This window comes from Staphylococcus sp. GDY8P119P (assembly GCF_017892075.1).
GTDB lineage: Bacteria > Bacillota > Bacilli > Staphylococcales > Staphylococcaceae > Staphylococcus > Staphylococcus ureilyticus.
In genome coordinates this window covers 1-3,013 of record NZ_JAESKJ010000031.1, presented here as the reverse complement: position 1 = coordinate 3,013, position 3,013 = coordinate 1, and the positions used below count along the sequence as shown (strand labels likewise).

The 3,013-nt window shown below is 29.4% G+C and carries 2 protein-coding genes; one reads left to right on the top strand and one right to left on the bottom strand.

The window, feature by feature from the left end; translation table 11 throughout:
* The first annotated feature begins 122 nt into the window (after positions 1–122).
* Complete coding sequence (locus KA830_RS13620) at positions 123–1,295, top strand: IS256-like element IS256 family transposase (RefSeq protein ID WP_000195429.1); 1,173 nt, start codon at positions 123–125, stop codon at positions 1,293–1,295.
* 129 nt (positions 1,296–1,424) lie between these two features.
* Here the strand turns inward: KA830_RS13620 and KA830_RS13615 are convergent, their stop codons facing one another.
* Positions 1,425–2,864, bottom strand: a complete 1,440-nt coding sequence (locus KA830_RS13615) for a bifunctional aminoglycoside N-acetyltransferase AAC(6')-Ie/aminoglycoside O-phosphotransferase APH(2'')-Ia (protein ID WP_001028144.1) — start codon at positions 2,862–2,864, stop codon at positions 1,425–1,427.
* Between the last annotated feature and the right edge of the window lie 149 nt (positions 2,865–3,013).

Sequence of the window (3,013 nt, the reverse complement as noted above, 5' to 3'; positions counted from 1 at the left end):
TAAATTTTGATGTAGTATTAAGATAAAGTCCGTATAATTGTGTAAAAGTAAAAAGGCCATATAACAGTCCTTTTACGGTACAATGTTTTTAACGACAAAAACATACCCAGGAGGACTTTTACATGACCCAAGTACATTTTACACTGAAAAGCGAAGAGATTCAAAGCATTATTGAATATTCTGTAAAGGATGACGTTTCTAAAAATATTTTAACAACGGTATTTAATCAACTAATGGAAAATCAACGAACAGAATATATTCAAGCAAAAGAATATGAACGAACAGAAAACCGACAAAGTCAACGAAATGGCTATTATGAGCGCAGCTTTACGACACGTGTAGGCACGCTAGAATTAAAAGTACCCAGAACACGTGATGGCCATTTTTCACCCACAGTGTTTGAACGTTATCAACGAAACGAAAAAGCCCTCATGGCTTCAATGTTGGAAATGTATGTATCAGGCGTTTCAACTCGTAAAGTATCAAAAATTGTGGAAGAACTTTGTGGTAAATCCGTCTCTAAGTCCTTCGTTTCTAGCTTAACAGAACAGCTAGAACCTATGGTTAACGAGTGGCAGAATCGTTTATTATCAGAAAAAAATTATCCTTACTTAATGACCGATGTACTCTATATAAAAGTACGAGAAGAAAATCGAGTACTCTCAAAAAGCTGTCATATAGCGATTGGAATAACCAAAGATGGCGACCGTGAAATTATCGGCTTCATGATTCAAAGTGGCGAAAGCGAAGAGACCTGGACAACATTTTTTGAATACCTAAAAGAACGCGGTTTACAAGGTACGGAACTCGTTATTTCTGATGCGCACAAAGGATTAGTCTCTGCCATTAGAAAATCCTTCACCAACGTAAGTTGGCAAAGATGCCAAGTTCACTTCCTAAGAAATATCTTTACCACCATTCCTAAAAAAAATTCAAAATCTTTCAGAGAAGCTGTTAAAGGAATTTTTAAGTTCACAGATATTAACTTAGCGCGTGAGGCTAAAAATCGATTGATTCATGATTATATCGATCAACCAAAATATTCAAAAGCTTGCGCATCATTGGATGATGGATTCGAAGACGCCTTTCAATATACCGTACAAGGAAATTCCCACAATCGACTAAAGAGTACCAATCTAATTGAACGACTGAATCAAGAAGTACGCAGAAGAGAAAAGATTATTCGCATCTTCCCCAATCAAACATCAGCCAATCGCTTAATTGGAGCCGTTCTTATGGACCTACATGATGAATGGATTTATTCTTCAAGAAAATACATCAATTTTGATAAGTAGAAATGGTAAAAACATTGTATAGCATTTTACACAGGAGTCTGGACTTGACTCACTTCCTTTATTATTTTTCATTTTTTTAAACTATTTAATACTAATGTCTTTTATAATAGCTTTTCATATATTATATAATCAATCTTTATAAGTCCTTTTATAAATTTCTTTTCTACCATTTTCGATAAATTCCTGTTTAATATTTTTAATTCCATAAACAATAGTTTCAATAGGATAATATTCTTCAACTATATCTTGATATTCTTTTGCTTTCTCAATATCTATATTTCCATACATTCTTAATATATCTTCTCCAAAATTTGTTCCTATTTCTTCTTCACTATCTTCAAGTAAGTATATAAAATCACAATATTCATCTATAATTCCAGAATCTCCAAAATCAATTATTCCAGTTAATCTATTATTGCCATCTAACAATAGATGATTACAACTAAAATCATTATGGCATAAACACTTTTTACCCTCAAAAACTGTTGTTGCATTTAGTCTTTCCATAAAACTTTCTATATAATCTTTTTCTATATCAGTTAAATCATTATAAATAGTTTCACGCAACAATATATACTCTTCTAATACATTTTGTTTATTATCAATAGTACATTCACTAATATCTGTATAATCTAAACCGTGCATTTGTCTTAAAAAACTGGCAATATCTCGTTTTAACAAATTTTGTTCTTCTTCTGACATAGTAGAATAAATTTCTGGTGTTAAAAAAGTTCCTTTAATTTCTTTATAACCTAGTATAGATAATTCATCACTAATATACGAATATTCAATATTAGGAATTTTTACATTAGTTTCTAAATTTGTATTTAAAAAATTATATATTGCTTTTTCTTTTGCATAACCTTTTTTCTTATTAGTACTAAATTTTGTTTTAAAAATGTATTCATTATTAACTAAATATGCCACACTATCATAACCACTACCGATTATTTCAATACTATCTACTTTGAAATTATCAAAGTAATGCTCAATTAAATATTTCATTGCCTTAACATTTGTGGCATTATCATCATATCTATATTCCATTAAATAACAATCTTCTTTTTTGCCCTCGTGTAATTCATGTTCTGGCAAATCTTCAATAATTCTAAAACCAGATTTTTGGTATGCCCTTATTGCTCTTGGATTATTTTTATGAGGGTCTAAAATAACTGCATTAGCATTTCTTTCTTTTTTCAAAAATTCAAAAATCAATTTAATATATCTTGTACCAATTCCTTTACTCCAATAATTTGGCTCTCCTATAAATTGATCCATACCATAGACTATCTCATCAGTTTTTGGATAATGATAATCAGTATATAACTCATCATACATTTTATATATTTGTCCATATCCAATAGGAACATTGTTATATTCAATAATTACTCTAAAAACTTCATCTTCCCAAGGCTCTGTATAATGTTTTTTTAATGATTCTAATGTATATTTTTTATCTCTACCACCATAAAATTCTAATACTCTTTCATCAGTTAACCATTTTAACATCAAAGGAAAATCATCATCTATTAAAGTTCTTATACATATTTCATTTTCAACTATATTCATTTATTTATCACCTTTTTCATAATCATATACATATACTATTTGGTTCTGTTGCAAAGTTGAATTTATAGTATAATTTTAACAAAAAGGAGTCTTCTGTATGAACTATTTCAGATATAAACAATTTAACAAGGATGTTATCACTGTAGAAG

Bases quoted from the DNA above. Each gene is read 5' to 3' on its own strand.
- KA830_RS13620 (WP_000195429.1), top strand. From the start codon at position 123: ATGACCCAAGTACATTTTACACTGAAAAGCGAAGAGATTCAAAGCATT.
- KA830_RS13615 (WP_001028144.1), bottom strand. From the start codon at position 2,864: ATGAATATAGTTGAAAATGAAATATGTATAAGAACTTTAATAGATGAT.